Below are 19,488 nucleotides of genomic sequence, written 5' to 3'. Positions count from 1 at the left end.
CCGTTCGACTTGCATGTGTAAAGCATGCCGCCAGCGTTCAATCTGAGCCAGGATCAAACTCTTTCGTTTAATCACTGTTACTACTTAATTGCGCTCGCTTGCTTAAAACTCAGAATCAACAAGTGTGTACTTGTTACTTCTGTCTTAAGTGCGAGTGCTGGTCAAACCAAGCACTCACACTCATCGGCTGTATATTGTTAAAGATCGTTGCTCTGACACCGGGAAACTCGCTAAACTCTTCGTTTCGCTTCGTTTCCTTCACTGCGTCAGCAGCAGAGAGGCCGAACTATACCGGCCACCTCCAAACCCGTCAACACCCCGCACCACAAAAACTCCGACTAGTGCGACAAGTGCTTGTTTTGCAATGGCACGAAATCCTCCTTCCCCATCAAAATTCTGCCAGAACCCGGATACAGCGCCATCCGCTCGCAAAATAACGCGTATATATAACGCGCGAGACTTGCATTTGCATGCAGCCGCCCATAGCTAGCACCACTCAACTCACAACAGGATGCTCCGCCATGCCCAAGGTCGTCATGTATTCCACAGGCGTATGCCCCTACTGCGTCATGGCTGAGCGCCTGCTGGTCAGCAAGGGTGTGGTGATCGAGAAAATCCGCGTTGATCTCGATCCAGACCAGCGCGCCATCATGATGGAGCGCAGTCAGCGCCGCACCGTCCCCCAGATTTTCATTGATGATCATCATGTCGGCGGCTTTGACGACCTGGCTGCACTGGATCGCGCCGGCAAGCTCGACCCATTACTGCAAGCAGGCAACTAGCCCACCGGCTGCAAACGTGCGATGATTGCCCGCACTCTGCTGATGGTCATTTCATACATCAAGCACACAAACCAATAAAACAGGAAGGAATCGAAATGTCCGAACAGGCCCAGGAAAATACTCAACCCGTTTTTGCCCTGCAAAAAATCTATGTTACCGACGTATCTCTGGAATCTCCGAATGCTCCGGGTGCATTCGTTGAACAGGAGCAACCGGATTTCAACATCCAGTTCCGCAACCAGGCCCGCAGCTTTGACAACGGTTTCTTCGAGGCATCCCTGACCGTCACCGCAACAGCGAAAGTAGGTGAGCGCACCCTGTTCCTGGTCGAAGTAACCCAGGCTGGCCTGTTCAACATCGAGAACATTCCGGAAAGCGAACTCGAGCCGGTTCTGGGCATCGGTTGCCCGAGCATTCTGTTCCCCTACCTGCGCGAAGCCGTTTCCGATCTGACCACCCGCGCCGGCTTCCCGCCGCTGCTGCTGCAGCCGATCAATTTCGAAGCCATCTTCATGCAACAGCGCGCGCAACAACAGGCGGCTGGCAATGAAACTGCCGAAGCGACCACTCACTAAGCTGCTGCTGGCTGGCAGCCTGCTGGCGGCCGGCCAGGCGCATGCGCTGGAATTTCGCTCGGTGAACCGCAGCGGCGCCATCTGGTATGACGCCCCTGCGGATTCCGGCAAGAAGCTTTTCGTGCTCAGTCAGGGCATGCCGGTGGAAATCCTGAGCGAACAGGCTGGCTGGCTGCGTGTGCGCGACAGCTCCGGCACACTGGCATGGATGAAAGCCACCGACCTCGGCAGGCAGCGTACCGTGCAGGTCATCCGCAGCAGCATGGTGCTCGCAGGGCCGCAGAATACTGCTGCGCCAGTATTCAAGGCCGACAAGGATCTGCTGCTGGAACTGCAGGAAAACACCCGCAATGGCTGGCTGAAAGTGCGTCACCGTGATGGTGCAACCGGCTTTATCCGGATTGAAGATGTCTGGGGCGTATAACCCCGGCCAATGAGCCCGCGGCGATCCTGCGGGCTTTTTTGTTGAACTGAAAGGAATGCAATATGCAGATCGCCGTGCTTGGCGCCGGCGCATGGGGCACCGCCCTGGCCATCCGGTTTGCCGACCGTCACCAGATCAGACTCTGGTCCCGCGAACAGAGCGAAGTGGACGCCATGCGTGCGGACCGCGAAAACAAACGCTTTCTGCCCGGACTGGCTTTCCCCGCATCGCTGCAGGTTGAAAGCGAGCTGGCAACAGCCATCCGTGACGTCGCACTCATCCTCATCGTTACGCCGCTCGCCGGCCTGCGCCCCACCCTGCAACTGCTGGCCAAACTCGGCAACAAGGCCCCGGTATTGTGGGCCTGTAAGGGCCTCGAAGCCGGCACGATGCAGCTGCCGCACCAGGTGGCCGAAGAAGAACTCGACCCGACCATCCCGCGCGGCATGCTGTCCGGCCCGAGCTTCGCGCAGGAAGTCGCCGCCGGCAAACCCGCCGCAGTGACGATCGCCGCCAGCGATGCGGCCTTTGCGCGGCTGGTCGTTGAAGAACTCAACACCAATGTGCTGCGCCTGTATGCCAGCGCCGATCTGGTCGGCGTGGAAATCGGTGCGGCAGTGAAGAACGTGCTGGCGATTGCCGCCGGGGTGTGCGACGGACTGGATCTGGGCCTGAATGCCCGCGCCGCGCTGCTGACCCGTGGTCTGGCCGAGATGGCGCGCTTTGGTGTGGCGCTTGGAGCGCGTGCCGAAACCTTCATGGGATTGGCCGGCATTGGCGACCTGATGCTGACCGCCACCGGCGATCTGTCGCGCAACCGTCGTGTCGGACTGCTGCTGGCCGAAGGCAAGAGCCTCAACGACATCCTCGTCCACCTCGGGCACGTCGCCGAAGGCGTACCGACGGCCAAGGAAGTGCTGCGCCAGGCCGACGCCATGGGTATCGAAATGCCGATCACCCGCGCCGTGTGCCAGATGCTGTTCGAGAACCAGCCGGTGCAGGCCATCATCGGCGAGCTAATGGGACGCGCACCGAAGATGGAAAACGCCCACTAATTACCCGACAACCCATACATCCAAAGCCGTTCAACTGCAAAGGCTAGCGGCATATACCCAGACAGGCTGATTCATCCAGCCTGTTTGTTTGTGGGGGCAATCAGGCGCCGGCCAGAAACGCCTTCTGCACGGCGATGAATTCGTCCCGGTGGGACAGGAACGGTGCGTGCGCGGCACCGGCATGAATATGGCACTGCGCCAGCGGCAAGGCGTCGGCCAGCCAATGTGCTGCCGCCACGGGCGTCAGCGTATCTTTGTCACCATATTGCAGCAGCACCGGCAGGACGAGGCGCGCCATCTCCGTGCGCAGATCGGTATCGCGCAGGATATCCAGGCCCTCGGCCAGTGCGCCGAGCGCCGGCTCGCCATGCAGGAACAGATCATCGGCAAGCGTGCGCGTCACCGCACGCGCCTGCGCGTCGCCCATGGCCTGCAGACTGATAAAGCGCTTGAGCGTGCCGCGCCAGTCGGCCGCAAGGCTTTCGGCGAACTGCCCGAGCGTGGCTTCGGCCATCGCATGCGGCCAGTCCGCGCGCTGCATGAAGCAGGGGCTTGAAGCCACCAGCGTCAGGCTGCGGATTTTGTCCGGCTGCGCCAGCGCCCAGCGCGTGCCGACCGCCCCGCCCAGCGACCAGCCCACCACATGCACCGGCCAGGGAAAGGCGGCATCGACCGCTGCCACCATGTCATCCAGTGTCAGCGGGCCGGTTGCCGGCGATTTGCCGTGCCCCGGCAAATCCACCACGTGCACGCAGTAATCTTCGGCCAGCTGTTCGGCCACCGGCTGCCACACCGTGCCGTTCATGGCCCAGCCGTGCAGCAGCACCAGATCGGGGCCACGCCCCAGCGATTCGAAATACACAGACATTGCCTTGTCCTGCTCCCCATACCCAAGCATGGATGAGCCTGTAACCATTGATTGGAAAAGTCTACCGGGCAATACCCGTCAGGCGCGTAACAATTCCTGCAGCGTCGCACACAAGCCGGCAACCTGCTCATCACTGTGCGCGGCCGAGAAGCACACGCGCAGGCGCGGTGTCGGCACCGTCGGCGGGCGGATCGCTGCCACCCAGTAACCGCGCTCGCGCAGTGCATCGGATAGCGCCAGCGCGCGCTGATTGTCCTGAACAAGGATAGGCTGGATAGGTGTAGCCGAGTCGAGCAATTGCGCGCCACACGCCTGCATCGCACCACGAAAGGCCGCCACATGCCGACGCAGCGTGTCCCGCAGCCCGGCGCCCTCGGTAATCAGCCGCAGGCTCGCGAGCCCGGCCTGCGCCAACAGTGGTGGCGCGGCGGTGGTATAGATATACGGCCGCGCCGCATTCACCAGCCAGTCGATCAGCACCGGCTCGGCCGCAACCATCGCCCCCCCCAGCCCGGCCGCCTTGCCCAGCGTGGCAAGCTGGATCAGCCGTGGCGATTGCAAGCCCAGCTCCGCCAGCGTGCCACGCCCGTCGCCCAGCACACCAAAGCCATGTGCATCGTCGACATACAACAGCGCGTCGTAACGCTCGGCCAGCGCCAGCATCTCGGCCAAGGGCGCGAGGTCGCCATCCATGCTGAACACCGCATCGACCACGATCAGCTTGCGCCGTGCAGTGGACTCGGCCAGCAGGCGCTCCAATTGGACAAGGTCATTGTGCGCAAAGCGCTTGAAATCGGCACGGGACAGCACCACCGCATCATTGAGCGACGCGTGGTTGAGCTTGTCGGCAAACACGGCATCGCCACGCCCGACCAGCGCCGTCACCACCGCCAGATTCGCCAGATAGCCGGTGGCAAACGACAGTGCCGCCGGCCGGCCGACAAAAGCGGCAAACGCCTGCTCGAATGCCTCGTGCGCGACGAAGTGTCCGGCAACCAGATGTGCCGCACCCGAACCCACGCCCCAGCGCGCGGCCCCCGCCTGCGCGGCGGCAATCAAATCGGGATGTGCGGCCAGACCCAAATAGTCGTTGCTGCAAAAATTGACGAGCTGAAGCCCGTCCACCTCGACCAGCGCCCCCTGCGGCGTGGCCAGTGTGCGACGGCGGCGCAGCAGGCCGGCGTCAGCGCGCTCGCGCAATGACTGCTGCAACTCATCCAGCAAAGAAAAAACCATGGCAAAGCTCGCTGCAGAAAGCAAAGCGCAATTGTAGAGCGGACAGCACCCTGCTGCCGAGTCCTTCTACTGACGCACGATCAGCCACTCGCGCATACACGTACATGCACCGCAGCTTGGCATTGCGACAATGCAATCGAGACAGGCAGAAACGCCTCAATCACCGCCTTGTTGCTCAGCAGGTGTGCCGATGCCTCGGTGGCCGTGAACTCACCGGCGCCGGCCAAGGCCATGGGCAGCAGCAACTGGTCAGCGAGGTGTGCATCGACCACCGCCGGGCTCGCCAGATAGCGCCGGGCGGCCTGCACGACGCCGTTGGCAATACGCTCGGCGCTCACACCACGCTCGCCAAACCCGCAAAACACCTCGCAACCCACCTCGTGCACAACCCTCAGCAACAAGGCATTGCCCGGGCCCTGCTCCATCGGCAGCTCAATCACCGTCTGCCCTGCCGCGGGAAAAGCGGCCAGCACCGACTCCAGCTCACGCAGCGCCACCTTGTAGGGCACGCCCGCCACCAGTGCTTCAGCATGCATGTCCTGCAAGGGCCCTCGCTCCAGCAGGCTGATGCCCTGCAGCCCGGCGACCGGCTCAACGTGCGCAATGATCTCGCCACCACCGGCCGGATAGAAACCATGGCGTAACAGAGATAGCGTCTGTTTCACACCCATTCTTGCCAGCAGCGGCGTCCAGGCCTGCGCCAGGAATTCGAACGGTGGTGCGGACTGGTTGTGCGTGCCACCGCTGACACTCACGCAGGAAGCCGCACCGGCCAGCCACAGCGCCGGCAACACCGTCTGCAGCACCAGAGCGGCACTGCCGGCTGAACCGATGGCAAAGCGGTAGTTGCCCGCCCGCACCGCCCCTGGATCAAAGCGCAATTGTGTCGAGCCCAGCTCGGCTCCCTCGACCTGCGCCGCACAGATGGCAGCTGCAGCCTGCACGGCAGTCAGATGCTGGCGCAGCAAGCCCGGCCGCGCCCGCCCTGCCCGGATACGGCGAATCACAAAAGGCCGCCCGGTGATCATCGCCAACGTCAGCGCGCTGCGGAGAATCTGCCCGCCACCTTCACCGGCGGCACCGTCCAGCTCGACCAGAGCCGGATTTTCCATCTTCATTGTTTTCTCCTGCTACGCCGGCTCGACAAGCCGAAGCATTGATTCATTCATCCCGCTAACCTGCTGCCACAGCAGTGCATCCAGCCGGGCGGAGTCGGTCGGCGGCCGGTCAAAATCCGGGGGTTCAACATCCTCAGCCAGCTGGCTAGCGATCCAGTCATGGATACATGGCATCCGCGCACCATACTCACCCTCGCTGGCCGCCATCTTGCGCGCGAGCAGCGCGTCGATCTCGGCACACAGCGCTGGCTGATCCGCCAGCAGAGCATCAACCAGCGTGGCAAAACGCATCGGCGGGATGCCGCGCCCGGATTCGATCCATTGCGCGGCCAGCAGCGGACGCAGCACGTACAGGTATTTCTTGAGCCTGACCGTTTCGCCCTGCAGGTAACCCCGGAAATTCTTCTTCGCCATGCTGCGGTAATGCCAGTAACCCTTGCTGCTCGAATAAAAGCAGGGCGCAAGGACGCTCACCTGTTCTACCCAGTCGGGTTCGGAACGATAAACCAGCGGCGACGCCAGCCACTCGAACAGCGTCGGGTTCGAGCGATTGAGCAGCTGCAGCGCCTTGCGCAGCTCCCAACCGCTGATGTCGAGCTCGTCCGAGATCGGCAACTCGATCACGTCGCGCTGCGGCTCGACGCGCAAATACCACTCCGACTCATGCACATAGACAAAGCGCACATCGTAGTCGCTGTCCGGCGAGGCAAAGCCCCAGGCACGGCTGCCCGACTCGCAGGCAAACAGTACACGAACCGCATGGCGCGCCTCGATGACCTGCAGTTCGTGCAACACACGCTGGCGGACGGACTCATCCAGCGGATGCGCAAAACGCGTATCCATAAAACCTCCCGATGTATTGCCTTGCAGCCATTTTTCAGAAAAGGCTGCATGGCAATACCCTTATAAATATTGATTATCCCTTCACACACACCACCTGCCGCAGGGTGTGCACTACTTCCACCAGCTCGGACTGCGCAGCCATCACGGCGTCGATGTCCTTGTAGGCCATCGGAATTTCGTCGATCACGTCGGCATCCTTGCGGCATTCGACATGCGCAGTAGCTTTGATCTGATCTTCGACCGTAAACAGTTTCTGCGCTTTAGTCCGGCTCATGGTGCGGCCCGCGCCGTGGCTGCACGAACAGAACGCCTCTTCGTTACCCAGTCCGCGCACGATGAAGCTCTTCGCCCCCATCGACCCCGGAATGATCCCCAGCTGCCCCTTCTGCGCCGACACCGCACCCTTGCGCGTCACCAGCACTTCGCGGCCGAAGTGCGTTTCCTTCTGCACATAGTTGTGGTGGCAGTTCACCGCCTCCACATCGGCGCTAAACGGCTTGCTGATCACCTTGCGCACAGCGGCGATGACGTTCTGCATCATCACTTCACGGTTGCGGCGGGCAAAATCCTGCGCCCAGCCCACGGCCTCGACGTAATCATCAAAATGCTGTGCGCCTTCCTCGAAATAGGCCAGATCGCGGTGCGGCAGGTTGGCGATGTGTTGCCGCATATCGGCTTGTGCCAGTTCGATAAAGTGCGAACCAATGGCGTTACCCACCCCGCGTGATCCGGAATGCAACATCAACCACACCCGGTCGACCTCATCCAGACAGACTTCGATAAAGTGGTTTCCTGTTCCCAGTGTTCCCAGATGCTTGTAGTTGTTGGTGTTTTTCAATCTGGGGTATTTATCGGTAATACGCTTGAAGCCTTCATGCAGCTCACCCCACATCACATCCACCGATGCCGGCGGTGTATCCCACGATCCTTTATCCCGGCCACCCCGGGTATTGCTCCGGCCATGCGGCACCGCGGCCTCGATGGCGCTGCGCAGGCCGAACAGATTGTCCGGCAGGTCGCTGGCGGTAAGCGTGGTGCGCGCCGCCATCATTCCGCAACCGATGTCCACGCCGACCGCAGCCGGAATGATCGCACCGATGGTCGGAATCACCGAACCGATGGTCGAGCCCTTACCCAGATGCACGTCCGGCATTACCGCCAGATGCTTGTAGATGAAGGGCATTCTCGCCGTGTTGATCAGCTGCTCGCGCGCCTCGTCTTCCACCGGCACACCGGCCGTCCACAGCTTGATGGGTTTTCCGTCTTGTACTTCCAGAATCGTTGCCTTGCTCATCTCTTTCTCCCGCCGCCACGCATACCCGTAGCGGCATTAATCCATAACCATTCATTTCAATTGGCTAGCCGCACATACCCAGCTAGTTTGTCAGTTTGACCATGCCATTGAGCAACTGGTCGAAGCCGCCGAAGACCGAAATCCGGTCGATGCGCTCAGCCAGTTTCTCCAGCGTTTCCAGTTCTTTCAGCCGCAGCGCGGTCGGGTTGTCTTCCATCACCTTCGCCGTGTTGAGCAGCGAGCGGGTGGCGCCCGTTTCCTCGCGGCGGCGGATCACATTGGCCTGCGCGGCTTTTTCGGCCTCGACGACTTGCGCCAGCAGGGTCTTCATTTCACCCGGCAGCACGATGTCCTTCACGCCGACACTGTGCACACTGACGCCAAAGCCGGCCAGCCGTGCCTGCATGTGCGCCGACACCACCTCGTCGATCACCTGCTTGTTTTCCAGCAACTCGTCCAGCGTACGCGCCCCCACTGCGGCGCGCAGGCCGAACTGCAGTTCGCGATACACATGCTCGGCCGGCTTGGGCAAACGGGCAAACGCCAGCTCGACATCGTCAAACTGCCAGTTGGCCGCCAGGTTCAGGCGCAGGCTTACCTTGTCGCGGGTCAGGATGTCCTGCCCGCTGACCTCCATCGCCTGCATGCGCACATCAACCAGCTCGACGGCAATCTCGCGGTTGAAACGCCAGAAGCCATACCGCCCAGGCGGCAATTGCCGCATCAGCTTGCCATCGACGCGCAGCAGCCCGACGTGGTTTTCCGGCACCTGCGCCAGCAGCACGCCATTGGCGTTGCGCACGGCTCTGGCTCGCAGCGCCGGCTGGGTGAAGCCGGCAATCAGTGCCGGGGCCAGTTCGTAGCAATCACGCAGATCAACCCGTTCGAAGGTTTGTCCGGCAGCGGCACGCCAGTACAACTGGCGCGAGCCCGGCAGCAGGATTTCCGCCAGCACGCCGTTTTCATAACGCAGCGCAGCCTCATGATCGGCGAGTTCGACGCGCAGGAAGTGCTGCTCGACGACCTGTGCTTCATTGCGGCACAGGTATTCGGCCAGCGCGTGCGTAAAGGCCGCTTCGTCCAGCGAGAAGCTCAGCAGCGCATAACGCTGCCGCCGGTTCCACAGGCGGAATTCGCCCGGCTCGACCACGCGCACAAAGTCGCCATCGCGCAGCAGGATGCCGCGTTCGTTTTTGCGTACCAGAAAGCGTTGCCACATCATCATTATCCTTTTTCATTGATCCCGGCTGCAGCGCTACGGCGGACGCCAGGCGGGCCAGCTCACGGGCAGAAACAAGGGGAATCGGCCATCAAACCTGCCTATCCTGTCGTTTCCGCTGGTGGGCGGCGCGCCGGGCACCGGCTGCATCGCTGCGGTGAGCTTCGCTCACACCGGGCACTGCGTTTTCAATCAAATGCCCTTGCAGGCGTTGGAGCGGGAGTCGAACCCGCGACAGTCGGCCAATGGCCGATGCTCTACCCGTCTGAGCTATCCAGAGGTGGTGAGCCGGGGCTTGAACCCGGATGACGCAACCGACTTGCCATCACCGTCATGCAGACGCCGGGTGTGGCGGCATACCTGTCCGCCAGAGGCGGGAGGCACCGGAGCGGCTGTTGAACCGCTGCCTGTTGCCAGCACTGCGTTGCTGCATGCCATACCGATTGCAAGTGACATGCCAGCAATGCCAGCGCAGGTAGAAAAAACGATAATTCACTGTTTTTATTAGACATCCAGATCTGCCGCGCACACACACCCTTGGGCCGCGCAGACAGACAAGTGATAAATTGCGATAATTTAATATCCGAATTTATCTTTTGAGATAACCATGAAGCGCACCGTTGTCTTTGGCTTTGTCGGCACCGTGCTCGATTACGTCGGCAAAGGCAGCGAGCGCTGGGAGAAGTGGCGACCGACCGTCGGGCTCTGCCAGCAAGCCGACCTGCTGATCGACACGCTGGTCTTGCTGCACGACGAGCGCAATCGTGGCCTGTTCAGCCGCATGCAGCGCGACATCGCGCAAATTTCGCCAAACACCGAAGTCATCAGCCACGAGATCAATCTGCGCGACCCGTGGGATTTCGAAGAGGTATATGCGGCACTGCATGATCTGGCGAGCGCTTATGCTTTCGACACCGAGCACGAGGACTATCTGCTGCACATCACCACCGGCACACACGTCGCACAGATCTGCTGGTTTCTGCTCGCCGAATCGCGGCATTTCCCGGCGCGGCTGGTGCAGACTTCGCCGCCGATCAAGCGTCTGGGCCAGGGCCCCGAGGGGCGGGTGTCGATCATCGACCTGGATCTGTCACGCTACGACAAGATCGCCACGCGCTTTGCGCACGAGCGCGACGCCTCGCTGTCGCTGCTGAAATCCGGCATTGCCACGCTCAATCCTTCGTTTAACCGCATGATTGAGCAGATCGAGCGCGTGGCGGCGCGCTCGAAAGCGCCGATGCTGCTGTGCGGGCCGACCGGTGCAGGCAAGTCGTTTCTGGCACGGCGCGTGTTCGAGCTGAAAAGGGCGCGCCACCAGCTCACCGGGCGCTTTGTCGAAGTAAACTGCGCGACACTGCGTGGCGATGCCGCGATGTCAGCGCTATTCGGCCACGCGAAAGGTGCTTTCACCGGTGCACAAACCGAACGTGCGGGCTTGCTGCGCAGCGCCGACGGCGGCCTGCTGTTCCTCGATGAAATCGGCGAACTGGGCGCGGACGAGCAAGCGATGCTACTCAAGGCCATCGAGGAAAAACGCTTTTTCCCGCTGGGCAGCGACCGCGAAGTGGAGAGCGACTTCCAGCTGATCGCCGGCACCGTGCGCGATCTGCGCGCCATGGTTGCCAGCGGCGAGTTCCGCGAAGACCTCTACGCACGGATCAATCTGTGGAGCTACACGCTACCGGGGCTGGCCGAGCGCCCGGAAGATCTGGCCCCCAATCTCGATTACGAGCTGGAACGCTTTGCGCGCGAGCACGGCGAGCAGGTGCGCTTCAACCGCGAGGCACGCGAGCGCTTCCTGCGTTTTGCCACCTCCTCGCAGGCACGCTGGCGCGGCAATTTCCGCGAGCTGGGCGCGGCGGTGACGCGCATGGCGACGCTGGCCGACAGCGGGCGCATCGGCATCGATGAGGTCGACGAAGAAATCACCCGCCTGCAGGCCGGCTGGCAGGATGACCAAACGGACACCTTGCGCGAACTGCTAGGCGACGCTGCCGGAACGCTTGACCTCTTCGACCGGATGCAGCTGGAGCAAGTCATCAAGGTTTGCCGCGAATGCCGCACGCTTTCTGAAGCAGGACGGCGACTGTTCGATGTATCGCGGCAGGAAAAATCCAGCAGCAACGACGCCGACCGCCTGCGCAAGTATCTGGCGCGCTTCGGGCTGGACTGGGCAAGCCTTCAGGGCCGAGATTGACAACAGGTATACATTCACAGCCAAGCATATTCAAAGCCTGCAAGGCAATACCCAGCCCCCCATAGACAGAACTCGCCAGCCCTGCCTGCCATAAACGCCGCGCACTGCCGATAGCGCCAAGGCGGCGGCCCATGCACGCTGTGGCATAATCACTTGTCTTGCCTGCCGAGAAACCCTGCATGACCAGCACCCGCCTCTGGCGCCATCCGCTTGCCCTTGCCCCGCGCGACTTGCGCCCGTGGCTGGCCGCGCGCGGCTCGCTCACAGCCCGGCTGATGGCGCACTTTCCGGAGATCAGGGTTTCCGTACTGCGACAGGGCTGGGATCAACCACATGGCGACGAAATCGCCATCATGCAGTTGCCGCGCGGCGGCACCCAGGTTGCTGTGCGCGAAGTCATCCTCGCCAGCCGCGGCACACCGCTGGTGTACGCACACAGCATCACTGCCCGCAGTGCGCTGGCGCGTGGCTTTCACCTGCTGGGGCGCACCGGCAGCCGCCCGCTTGGCGCACTGCTGTTCGCCGACCCGACCATCCGCCGCTCGCCACTGGCCTGGCGCTGCATCGACGCCCGCCATCCGCTCTACCAGAGCGCCCGCGCCGCCGTCGGCCCGCTGCCGCCACGCCTGTGGGCGCGGCGCTCACTGTTTCATTCCGGGCGCGATGTGCTGCTGGTGACCGAAGTTTTTTTGCCGGCGTTGGCTAACGCCAGTTAAACCCAACACCACGCCATCCCGACAGGAGACAAGCATGCCCTACGATCTGGAAAACCGCCTGGTGATCGGCGTGGCATCCAGCGCCGTCTTTGATCTCGGCGAATCGGATGCGGTGTTCCGGCGCGAGGGTGAGGAGCAATACCGCCAGTTTCAGGAAGCGCACCTCGACGAGCCGCTGCCCAGGGGCATTGCCTTCCCCTTTATCAAACGCCTGCTGTCGCTGAACGACCTGAGTCCGAATCAGGACGATCCGCTGGTGGAAGTGGTACTGCTGTCGCGCAACGACCCGGATACCGGGCTGCGAGTAATGAACACGATTGCCCACTACGGCCTCAATATCACCCGCGCCATTTTCATGCAGGGCAAGTCACCCCATGCCTACATTCCGGCGCTGAATATTGCGCTCTTTCTATCCGCAAACAAGCCGGATGTGGATGCGGCGATTCGTGCGGGCTACCCCGCCGGGCAGGTGCTGGATTCGCACTTCAGCGATGACGAGGCCGATCAGACGCTGCGCATTGCCTTCGACTTTGATGGCGTACTGGCTGGCGACGAGGCGGAGGTAGTCATGCAGGCAGGTGGCCTCGCCGAGTTTCATGCGCATGAAGTGCGCAATGTGATGCAGCCCCACAACCCGGGGCCGCTGAAGGAATTTCTGGTGCGCATGGCCAGAATCCAGTCGATCGAGGAACAGCACAAGGCCAGCCAGCCGGGCTATGAAAACCGCCTGCGCATTTCGATTGTCACGGCACGCAATGCGCCCTCGCACCAGCGCGCACTGGCCACGCTGAAAAGCTGGGGCGTGATGGCCAACGACGCCTTTTTCCTTGGCGGCATCGAAAAAGGCCGCGTATTGGGCGTCCTGAAGCCGCACATCTTTTTCGATGACCAGTCCGGCCATCTGCAATCCGCCAGTACGGTAGTACCCTCGGTACACATTCCGTTCGGAATCACCAATCAGGACTCGCCGGCCGGATAAGTTGCGTCGTGTCGCGCACCGGAAACGTGCCGGCCGAATTGACGTTTTTGCCCGGGCGGCGCACAGTCTCGCCGGTTTGTTGCAGATGATTCATCCCCATGCCCTCACCGTTTTGCGCCCGCCTGTCCGCCTACTCCCGCCTGATGCGCATCGACAAGCCCATTGGCACGCTGCTGCTCTTGTGGCCGACACTGTGGGGGCTGTGGCTGGCTAGCGCCGGCAAGCCGGATCCCTTCATTCTGCTGGTGTTTGTGGCCGGTACCTTTCTGATGCGCTCGGCCGGCTGCGTGATCAATGATTACGCCGACCGCGATTTCGACGGCCATGTCGAGCGCACCAAGGCGCGGCCGCTGGCGGCTGGCGAAGTCAAGCCGAAAGAGGCGCTGCTGCTGGCCGCCGCACTGGCACTGGCGGCATTTCTGCTGGTGCTGCCGCTCAATACACTGACCAAGCTGCTGTCGCTGCCGGCGGTCTTTCTGGCCGGCAGCTATCCGTTTACCAAGCGCTTTCTGGCGATTCCGCAGGCGTATCTGGGGCTGGCGTTCAGCTTCGGCATCCCGATGGCGTTTGCCGCGCAGACGGGCGCAGTCCCTCAACTCGCGTGGTGGCTGGTGCTGGCCAATCTGCTGTGGACGGTGGCGTACGACACCGAATATGCGATGGTCGACCGCGAGGATGACCTGAAAATCGGCATCCGGACGTCTGCAATTACGTTTGGCCGCTACGACATTGCCGCGATCCTGCTGTGCTATGCGGGCTTCTTGGTGATCTGGCTGGGCATCGCGCTCACCGAGGGGCTGGGCTGGCCGCTGTACGCGGCGCTGGCCGGCTGCTTCGTGCTGATTGCCGACCAATACCGCCGCATCCGTGGCCGCGAGCGCATGGCGTGCTTTGCCGCTTTTCTCGCCAACAACCGCATAGGCGCGCTGCTGTTTGCCGGCCTGCTACTTGATACTGTATCCGGCTGGTAAGGCATGCCAACCGCCATCTACACCCCGGAAGAACGCGCTGCGCTGATGCGCGAGTTGTCGGATCTGGAATCCGGCTCCGCACGGCAATGGTTCTGGCTGGAGGCTGCCAGTAGCCTGCCAGCACCACAGCTCAGCGTACGCACCCGGCGCATACGACTGCTTTTGCGCTGGCTGGGCCCCGGCCGCCTGCTGCCATTGTTGCAACGCGCCGGCATTCCGGCCATGGCACTGTATCAGGCGGCCCACCAGTCCCGGATCGAGCGCTGGCAGAGCGTGCTCAATGATGCCCTGCTGGGCATCGGCTGCGTGCTGGCCGTCTGCGCCGGCTTCGGCTGGCTGCCGGCCAGCAGCCAGTTCGCGATCTGGCTGGCCTGCTGCGGAGCCTTGCTGCTGGCCGGCTGGCGAACCTGGCGCACGCCGTCCCGTCCCGAAAGCGATTTCGCTGATGAAGAAGCCCTGCCCGGTGCAGAAGCCAGCATCGGGCTAACCGGCATGCTGCTCGCGCGCGGCTGCCCGGCGGCAACCGCGCCGGTACTGGTGCAGATGCTGCGCAGCAAACCCGACGCAGCACTGCCGCTACTGGTTGCAGCGCTGCCCGAACTCACCGAGCAACCCATGCATGGCAAATGGCTGCGCTGGCGCACCATGCTGATTACATGGGCAGGTATTAGCCTATTCCTCTCTAAAATAAACGGCTACACACCTATACCCTGGAACCATCTGGCATCCTTCAGCCTGCTGCTCGGTCTGGCGCTGATTGCCCGGACGCGGCGCCCCCAGATCATGCTGATGCTGGGGGCATGGGCTGGAGCTGCGGCGCTGGCCTGGCTGCTGCGCCTGCTCTAAGCCGCCCATGAAGCACGGAAACCGGATACGCAAGCGGTGTAACGGCTACCGCCCCCCCTTCCACGGCCGAGCGCAATGCCGGGCCAGAATCGGCACATGCGGAGTCGGACAGAAAAACATCAGCAGAACCTAAGGCAGATCAAGCCGGCCAGCACCGCACATGCCCCCTGCCGCGCGCCGACGTGCTAGAATCCCCGCCTGTTTTTATTGCTGTTTTCTCAGGAAAAATCATGGCAGGTCACTCGAAATGGGCCAACATCCAGCACCGTAAAGGTCGCCAGGATGCCAAACGCGGCCAGATCTTCACGCGTCTGATCAAGGAAATCACCGTTGCGGCCAAGAATGGCGGCGGCGATCCGGGCATGAACCCGCGCCTGCGTCTGGCCATCGACAAGGCCAAGGCCGAATCGATGCCGAAGGACAATATCGAAAACGCCATCAAGCGCGGCACCGGCCAGCTTGAAGGTGTCGATTACATCGAAACCCGCTACGAAGGCTACGGCATAGCCGGTGCAGCCATCATGGTGGACTGCCTGACTGACAACCGCACCCGCACGGTTGCCGATGTCCGCCATGCCTTTTCGAAATATGGCGGCAATATGGGTTCGGATGGCTGCGTGAGCTTCCAGTTCAAGCATTGCGGCTATCTGATTTTTGCGCCGGGCACCAACGAAGATGCCCTGATGGACGCGGCGCTGGAAGCCGGTGCCGATGACGTGGTGACCAATGACGACGGCTCGATCGAAGTCATCACCCCGCCGTATGAATTCGTGAACATCAAGGAAGCGCTGGAAGCGGCCGGCTTCAGGGCTGAAATGGGCGAAGTCACCATGAAGGCGCAAGCCGAAACCGAAATCACCGGTGACGATGTCGCGAAAATGCAGAAGCTGCTCGATGCACTGGAAAGCCTGGACGACGTGCAGGAGGTGTATACCACCGCCGTGATGGACGAAGAGTAAGCGTCCCAGCTCCCGACAAAGCCTGCCTTCGCGCAGGCTTTGTTGTTTTCATGACTGCATGGTGCTGGTTCAGGCAGGATTCAGCGAAGTAAGATATAACTCTGCATATTCTCCTTGGAATTGGCCATGCTGCGCCGCTTTTCCTACCTGACCCTGCTGCTGGTGCTGCTGGCCTTGCTGGCCGCGGACTACGGCTGGCTGAATTTCAGCCGCATCATTGATGAACGTGCCGGTGACCAGCTGCTGCGCTGGCACGCGCCGCGCCACCCGGCCACCAGCGATATCGTGGTCATCGACATCGACCAGAAAAGCCTGGAAGTCATGAATGAAGATGCCGGCAAATGGCCCTGGCCCCGCTCGACCCACGCCGAGCTGATCATGGCGCTGAGTGCGCAGCAGCCGCGAGCCATCGTCTTCGACATTCTGTTCAACGAACTGGATGTCGACCGCCCGGATGCCGATGCGCTCTTTCGCGAGACCGTCGCAACCACGCCGAACGTGCTGTTCCCGACGCTACTGCTCAATGAAGGCAGCAGCAATTTCAAGGCTGGCGAGCTACCGAAATCGCTGCAGATCACCGCGCTGCCCGGGGCCAATCCGCAGGCACGCCCGCCGCTCTTGCTACCCAATATCGTGCTGCCCCAGCATCAGCGTGGTGGCCTGATCAATTTCGCAGCCGACGGTGATGGCATCGGCCGCAACTATTACCTGTACCGCGACTACCAGGGCTGGCGCATTCCTGCGCTGCCTACGGTACTCGCCCGCCAATTCGGCTGGCCGCTGCCCGCGCACGCCGACAGCATCCGGCTGAACTGGCATGGCGAGCGCCAGCACATTCCCTTTGCCGATGTCTACCAGGATGCGCAGCGGGAGAAGAAGCAGCGCCCGGCGAACGAATTCAGGGACAAGATCGTCATCATTGGCACGGCTGCCCCCGGCTTGTGGGATTTGCGCCCGACACCGCTCGACAGCCTGTATCCCGGTGTTGATATTCTCGCTACAGCCATCGACAACCTGCAGCATGGTGACTGGCTGCACAGCCCGCCACGCGGCTGGTTTGCCGTGCTGGCCGCAGCGCTATTGCTGCTGCTGACGCTCGGTTTCCAGCGCAAGGTCAACACGCTGAAGCTCGGCACTTTACTGCTCGGACTGAGTGTGCTGGCTCTGGCACTGGGCTGGTACGGGCTGTCACGGCGCTATTTCCTGCCACTGGCCGCGCCGCTCGCCTGGGCCTGGGTTTATTTCTGGGGCGCAGCGCTGCTTGCGTACCTGGCCGAAAAGGCACAGCGCGAGCAGGCCATTGCCATGTTCGGCCGCGTCATCGACAAGCGAGTGGTCGCCGAATTGATGAATGCCGGCGACATCCACAAACTGAAGGAAGCCGGTTCGCGCGAGATCACCGTGCTGTTTTCCGACATCCGCGGCTTTACCACGCTGTCGGAAACCCGCAGCCCCGAATACATCGTGAACCTGCTCAATCGCTATTTCTCACGCCAGGTCGAGATCATCTTCAAGCACGGCGGCACGCTCGACAAATTCATCGGCGACGCGATCATGGCCTTCTGGGGGGCACCGGTCGACGACCCCGACCATGCCCGCAACGCCGTCGCCGCAGCCATCGAAATGTCGGCCGAGCTGGAGCGTTTCAAGACTGAACTCACCGACCTTGGCGCTGATTTCGATATCGGCATCGGCCTGCATACCGGCCGCGCCGTTGTCGGCTTCATCGGTGCCGAGGCGCAAACCAATTACACAACCATTGGCGACACTGTAAACTTGGCCTCAAGAATTGAAGGGCTGACCAAAGGAGTGTCACGCGTACTGGTTTCCGATGCTACGCGTGCCGCCTGTGCGGATGAGTTTGAATTCATCCCGCACGGCAGCCATCATGTTAAAGGCCGGGAACAGCCGGTCGATCTGTTCGAACCCCGGGAGAAACGTTGATGAAAATCCCTTTCATGGCTGCACTGCTGCCAGCCTTGCTGACGGGAGCCGCGCTGGCCGAATCCGGTAGCGTGATCCGCAATACCGAACTGCGGCAAAAACCCTTCAGCGATGCCGCAGTCGTAGCGACAGTCAGCAGTGGCACCCAGGTCGAGATCCTGTCCCGCCAGGGCGCGTGGATGAACGTCAGCAGCAATGGCCAGGCAGGCTGGGTAAAAATGCTCAGCGTGCGTGTTGGCAACGGCAGCAGTGCTGATGCCGGCTCGGTTATCGGCCAGGGCGTCAAGGTCGCCACCACCGGCTCCTCGGGCAAGACCGTCACAACCGGCGTGAAAGGTCTCAGTGAAGAAGAGCTCTCGCACTCCCAGCCCGACTATGGCGAACTGGAACGGATGAAGGGCTTCAGTACCACGCCGGCAGATGCCGGCAAGCAGGCAAATCTGGCCAGACTGACGGCCGTCCAGGTGCCCGAGATCGCGGTTAGCGGCTCATCCGGCAGCTCGGGCAATGGCAGCCAGAATCCCTCCTCCAACCCGCAGATGAGGCGCTGATGAACAAGATCCTGCTCTCCCTGATGCTCGCCAGCGGCTGCATGAGCAGTGCATGCGCACTGGATCTCGGCAAGCTGCTGACCACTGAAAACATCAACAAGGCGGCCGACTTTGCCAAGAATGCCGCCGATGCCGCAAAAGACATCAGCCCGGAAGCTGAAGTCGCGATCGGTGACGAAGCTGCCGCCAAGCTGTTGGGGGCCAAGCCGCTGGTGAATAACCCGGCACTGCAGCGCTATGTGAACCAGGTTGGCGTCTGGGTCGCCAGCCAGTCGGAAAAACCAAATCTGCCCTGGCGCTTTGCCGTGATCGAGGATCCGACTGTCAACAGCTTTGCCACGCCGGGCGGCAATATCCTGATCACCAAGGGGCTATGGGACCGGCTCAGCAGCGAAGCCGAGCTGGCTGCGGTGCTGGGGCATGAAATCACCCACGTCGTGAAGCAGCACCACCTGCGCGCCATGAAAAGCGAAGCCAGCCGCAAGGCGCTGGGCAATCTGGCTGACCTCGCCGTTTCCGCAAAAGGCGGTGGCGACAAGCGCCAGCTGATCGGCAACCTGGGCAAGGGTGCGTCCGAAATAGCCGTGCGTGGCCTCGACAAGGGCGATGAATACGATGCCGACGTCTACGGCATGGTGCTCACAGCCCGCGCCGGCTACAACCCCTACGCCATGGTGACCGTGCTGCAGATGCTCGAGCGTTTCAACAGCAACAGCGGTGGACTCGAAGTCTTCAACACCCACTCCGACCCGCGCGCGCGGCAGGACGTGATTGAAGCCTCGGTCGGCGACAAGCTGGAGCCCTATGCAGGCGGGGTCGAGCAAACCAGCCGCTTCACCGCCATCAAGCGCGGCAATACCAAGCCGGCGGCGGTTACTCCGAAAAAGCCGGTGAAGCGCTAGCCGAAACCC

At 61.9% G+C, this 19,488-nt stretch carries 19 protein-coding genes, 1 tRNA gene and 1 rRNA gene; 13 read left to right on the top strand and 8 right to left on the bottom strand.

Features of this window, described 5'->3' with window-relative positions:
• Positions 1-69, bottom strand: a 16S ribosomal RNA gene (locus H559_RS0111340); the annotation flags it as partial.
• A gap of 452 nt (positions 70-521) precedes the next feature.
• Between H559_RS0111340 and grxC the strand changes: the two genes are divergently transcribed.
• From grxC to H559_RS0111320, 4 genes are all read left to right on the top strand, one after another.
• On the top strand, positions 522-782 hold the full coding sequence (gene grxC, locus H559_RS0111335) for a glutaredoxin 3 (protein ID WP_028452807.1): 261 nt from the start codon (positions 522-524) through the stop codon (positions 780-782).
• A 95-nt stretch (positions 783-877) separates the two neighbouring features.
• Complete coding sequence (secB, locus tag H559_RS0111330; RefSeq protein ID WP_028452806.1) at positions 878-1,357, top strand: protein-export chaperone SecB; 480 nt, start codon at positions 878-880, stop codon at positions 1,355-1,357.
• The gene (locus H559_RS0111325; protein ID WP_028452805.1) at positions 1,329-1,781 is read left to right on the top strand and encodes an SH3 domain-containing protein; all 453 of its coding nucleotides are present in this window, start codon (positions 1,329-1,331) and stop codon (positions 1,779-1,781) included. The genes secB and H559_RS0111325 overlap by 29 nt, the downstream gene beginning before the upstream one ends.
• Positions 1,782-1,843: 62 nt before the next feature.
• On the top strand, positions 1,844-2,836 hold the full coding sequence (locus tag H559_RS0111320; protein ID WP_028452804.1) for an NAD(P)H-dependent glycerol-3-phosphate dehydrogenase: 993 nt from the start codon (positions 1,844-1,846) through the stop codon (positions 2,834-2,836).
• A 100-nt stretch (positions 2,837-2,936) separates the two neighbouring features.
• Here the strand turns inward: H559_RS0111320 and bioH are convergent, their stop codons facing one another.
• The 7 genes from bioH to H559_RS0111285 form a co-directional block, all read right to left on the bottom strand.
• A complete protein-coding gene (gene bioH / locus H559_RS0111315; RefSeq protein WP_028452803.1) occupies positions 2,937-3,704 on the bottom strand; it encodes a pimeloyl-ACP methyl ester esterase BioH in 768 nt (255 codons plus the stop codon).
• A gap of 78 nt (positions 3,705-3,782) precedes the next feature.
• A complete protein-coding gene (bioF, locus tag H559_RS0111310; RefSeq protein WP_028452802.1) occupies positions 3,783-4,940 on the bottom strand; it encodes an 8-amino-7-oxononanoate synthase in 1,158 nt (385 codons plus the stop codon).
• An 80-nt stretch (positions 4,941-5,020) separates the two neighbouring features.
• Positions 5,021-6,058, bottom strand: a complete 1,038-nt coding sequence (gene rtcA / locus H559_RS0111305; protein ID WP_034640885.1) for an RNA 3'-terminal phosphate cyclase — start codon at positions 6,056-6,058, stop codon at positions 5,021-5,023.
• A 12-nt stretch (positions 6,059-6,070) separates the two neighbouring features.
• The gene (locus H559_RS20050; RefSeq protein WP_051279334.1) at positions 6,071-6,901 is read right to left on the bottom strand and encodes a nucleotidyltransferase domain-containing protein; all 831 of its coding nucleotides are present in this window, start codon (positions 6,899-6,901) and stop codon (positions 6,071-6,073) included.
• Between the two features lie 73 nt (positions 6,902-6,974).
• Positions 6,975-8,195: an RtcB family protein gene (locus tag H559_RS0111295; RefSeq protein WP_028452800.1), complete on the bottom strand. Its 1,221-nt coding sequence runs from the start codon at positions 8,193-8,195 to the stop codon at positions 6,975-6,977.
• An 82-nt stretch (positions 8,196-8,277) separates the two neighbouring features.
• The gene (locus H559_RS0111290) at positions 8,278-9,414 is read right to left on the bottom strand and encodes a slipin family protein (protein ID WP_245579366.1); all 1,137 of its coding nucleotides are present in this window, start codon (positions 9,412-9,414) and stop codon (positions 8,278-8,280) included.
• Positions 9,415-9,626: 212 nt separating this feature from the next.
• Positions 9,627-9,690, bottom strand: a tRNA-Asn gene (locus H559_RS0111285).
• A 331-nt stretch (positions 9,691-10,021) separates the two neighbouring features.
• Here H559_RS0111285 and rtcR point away from each other — a divergent pair.
• The 9 genes from rtcR to H559_RS20040 all read left to right on the top strand — a co-directional run bounded on the left by rtcR (position 10,022) and on the right by H559_RS20040 (position 19,479).
• Positions 10,022-11,611 carry an RNA repair transcriptional activator RtcR gene (gene rtcR, locus H559_RS0111280; protein WP_028452798.1) on the top strand — a complete coding sequence of 530 codons (1,590 nt, stop codon included), beginning with the start codon at positions 10,022-10,024 and terminating at the stop codon, positions 11,609-11,611.
• 179 nt (positions 11,612-11,790) lie between these two features.
• Positions 11,791-12,327 (top strand): chorismate--pyruvate lyase family protein, encoded by a 537-nt coding sequence (locus H559_RS0111275; protein WP_028452797.1) that lies wholly within the window; start codon positions 11,791-11,793, stop codon positions 12,325-12,327.
• 34 nt (positions 12,328-12,361) lie between these two features.
• Entirely contained in the window at positions 12,362-13,306 is a 945-nt protein-coding gene (locus H559_RS0111270) for a 5'-nucleotidase (protein WP_028452796.1), read from the top strand.
• 98 nt (positions 13,307-13,404) lie between these two features.
• A complete protein-coding gene (gene ubiA / locus H559_RS0111265; RefSeq protein ID WP_028452795.1) occupies positions 13,405-14,277 on the top strand; it encodes a 4-hydroxybenzoate octaprenyltransferase in 873 nt (290 codons plus the stop codon).
• 3 nt (positions 14,278-14,280) lie between these two features.
• Positions 14,281-15,123, top strand: coding sequence for a hypothetical protein (locus H559_RS0111260; protein ID WP_028452794.1), 843 nt, complete (start codon positions 14,281-14,283; stop codon positions 15,121-15,123).
• Between the two features lie 230 nt (positions 15,124-15,353).
• The gene (locus tag H559_RS0111255) at positions 15,354-16,082 is read left to right on the top strand and encodes a YebC/PmpR family DNA-binding transcriptional regulator (protein ID WP_028452793.1); all 729 of its coding nucleotides are present in this window, start codon (positions 15,354-15,356) and stop codon (positions 16,080-16,082) included.
• A 126-nt stretch (positions 16,083-16,208) separates the two neighbouring features.
• A complete protein-coding gene (locus H559_RS20045; RefSeq protein WP_155845383.1) occupies positions 16,209-18,026 on the top strand; it encodes an adenylate/guanylate cyclase domain-containing protein in 1,818 nt (605 codons plus the stop codon).
• On the top strand, positions 18,026-18,577 hold the full coding sequence (locus H559_RS0111245; protein WP_028452792.1) for an SH3 domain-containing protein: 552 nt from the start codon (positions 18,026-18,028) through the stop codon (positions 18,575-18,577). Before H559_RS20045 ends, H559_RS0111245 begins: the two co-directional genes overlap by 1 nt.
• Complete coding sequence (locus tag H559_RS20040) at positions 18,577-19,479, top strand: M48 family metalloprotease (RefSeq protein WP_051279330.1); 903 nt, start codon at positions 18,577-18,579, stop codon at positions 19,477-19,479. Before H559_RS0111245 ends, H559_RS20040 begins: the two co-directional genes overlap by 1 nt.
• Positions 19,480-19,488 lie beyond the last annotated feature (9 nt).

Source organism: Chitinilyticum aquatile DSM 21506 (assembly GCF_000430805.1).
Lineage (GTDB): Bacteria > Pseudomonadota > Gammaproteobacteria > Burkholderiales > Chitinibacteraceae > Chitinilyticum > Chitinilyticum aquatile.
The sequence above is the reverse complement of the archived record's forward strand: the minus strand, read 5'-3'. Positions and strand labels throughout refer to the sequence as shown.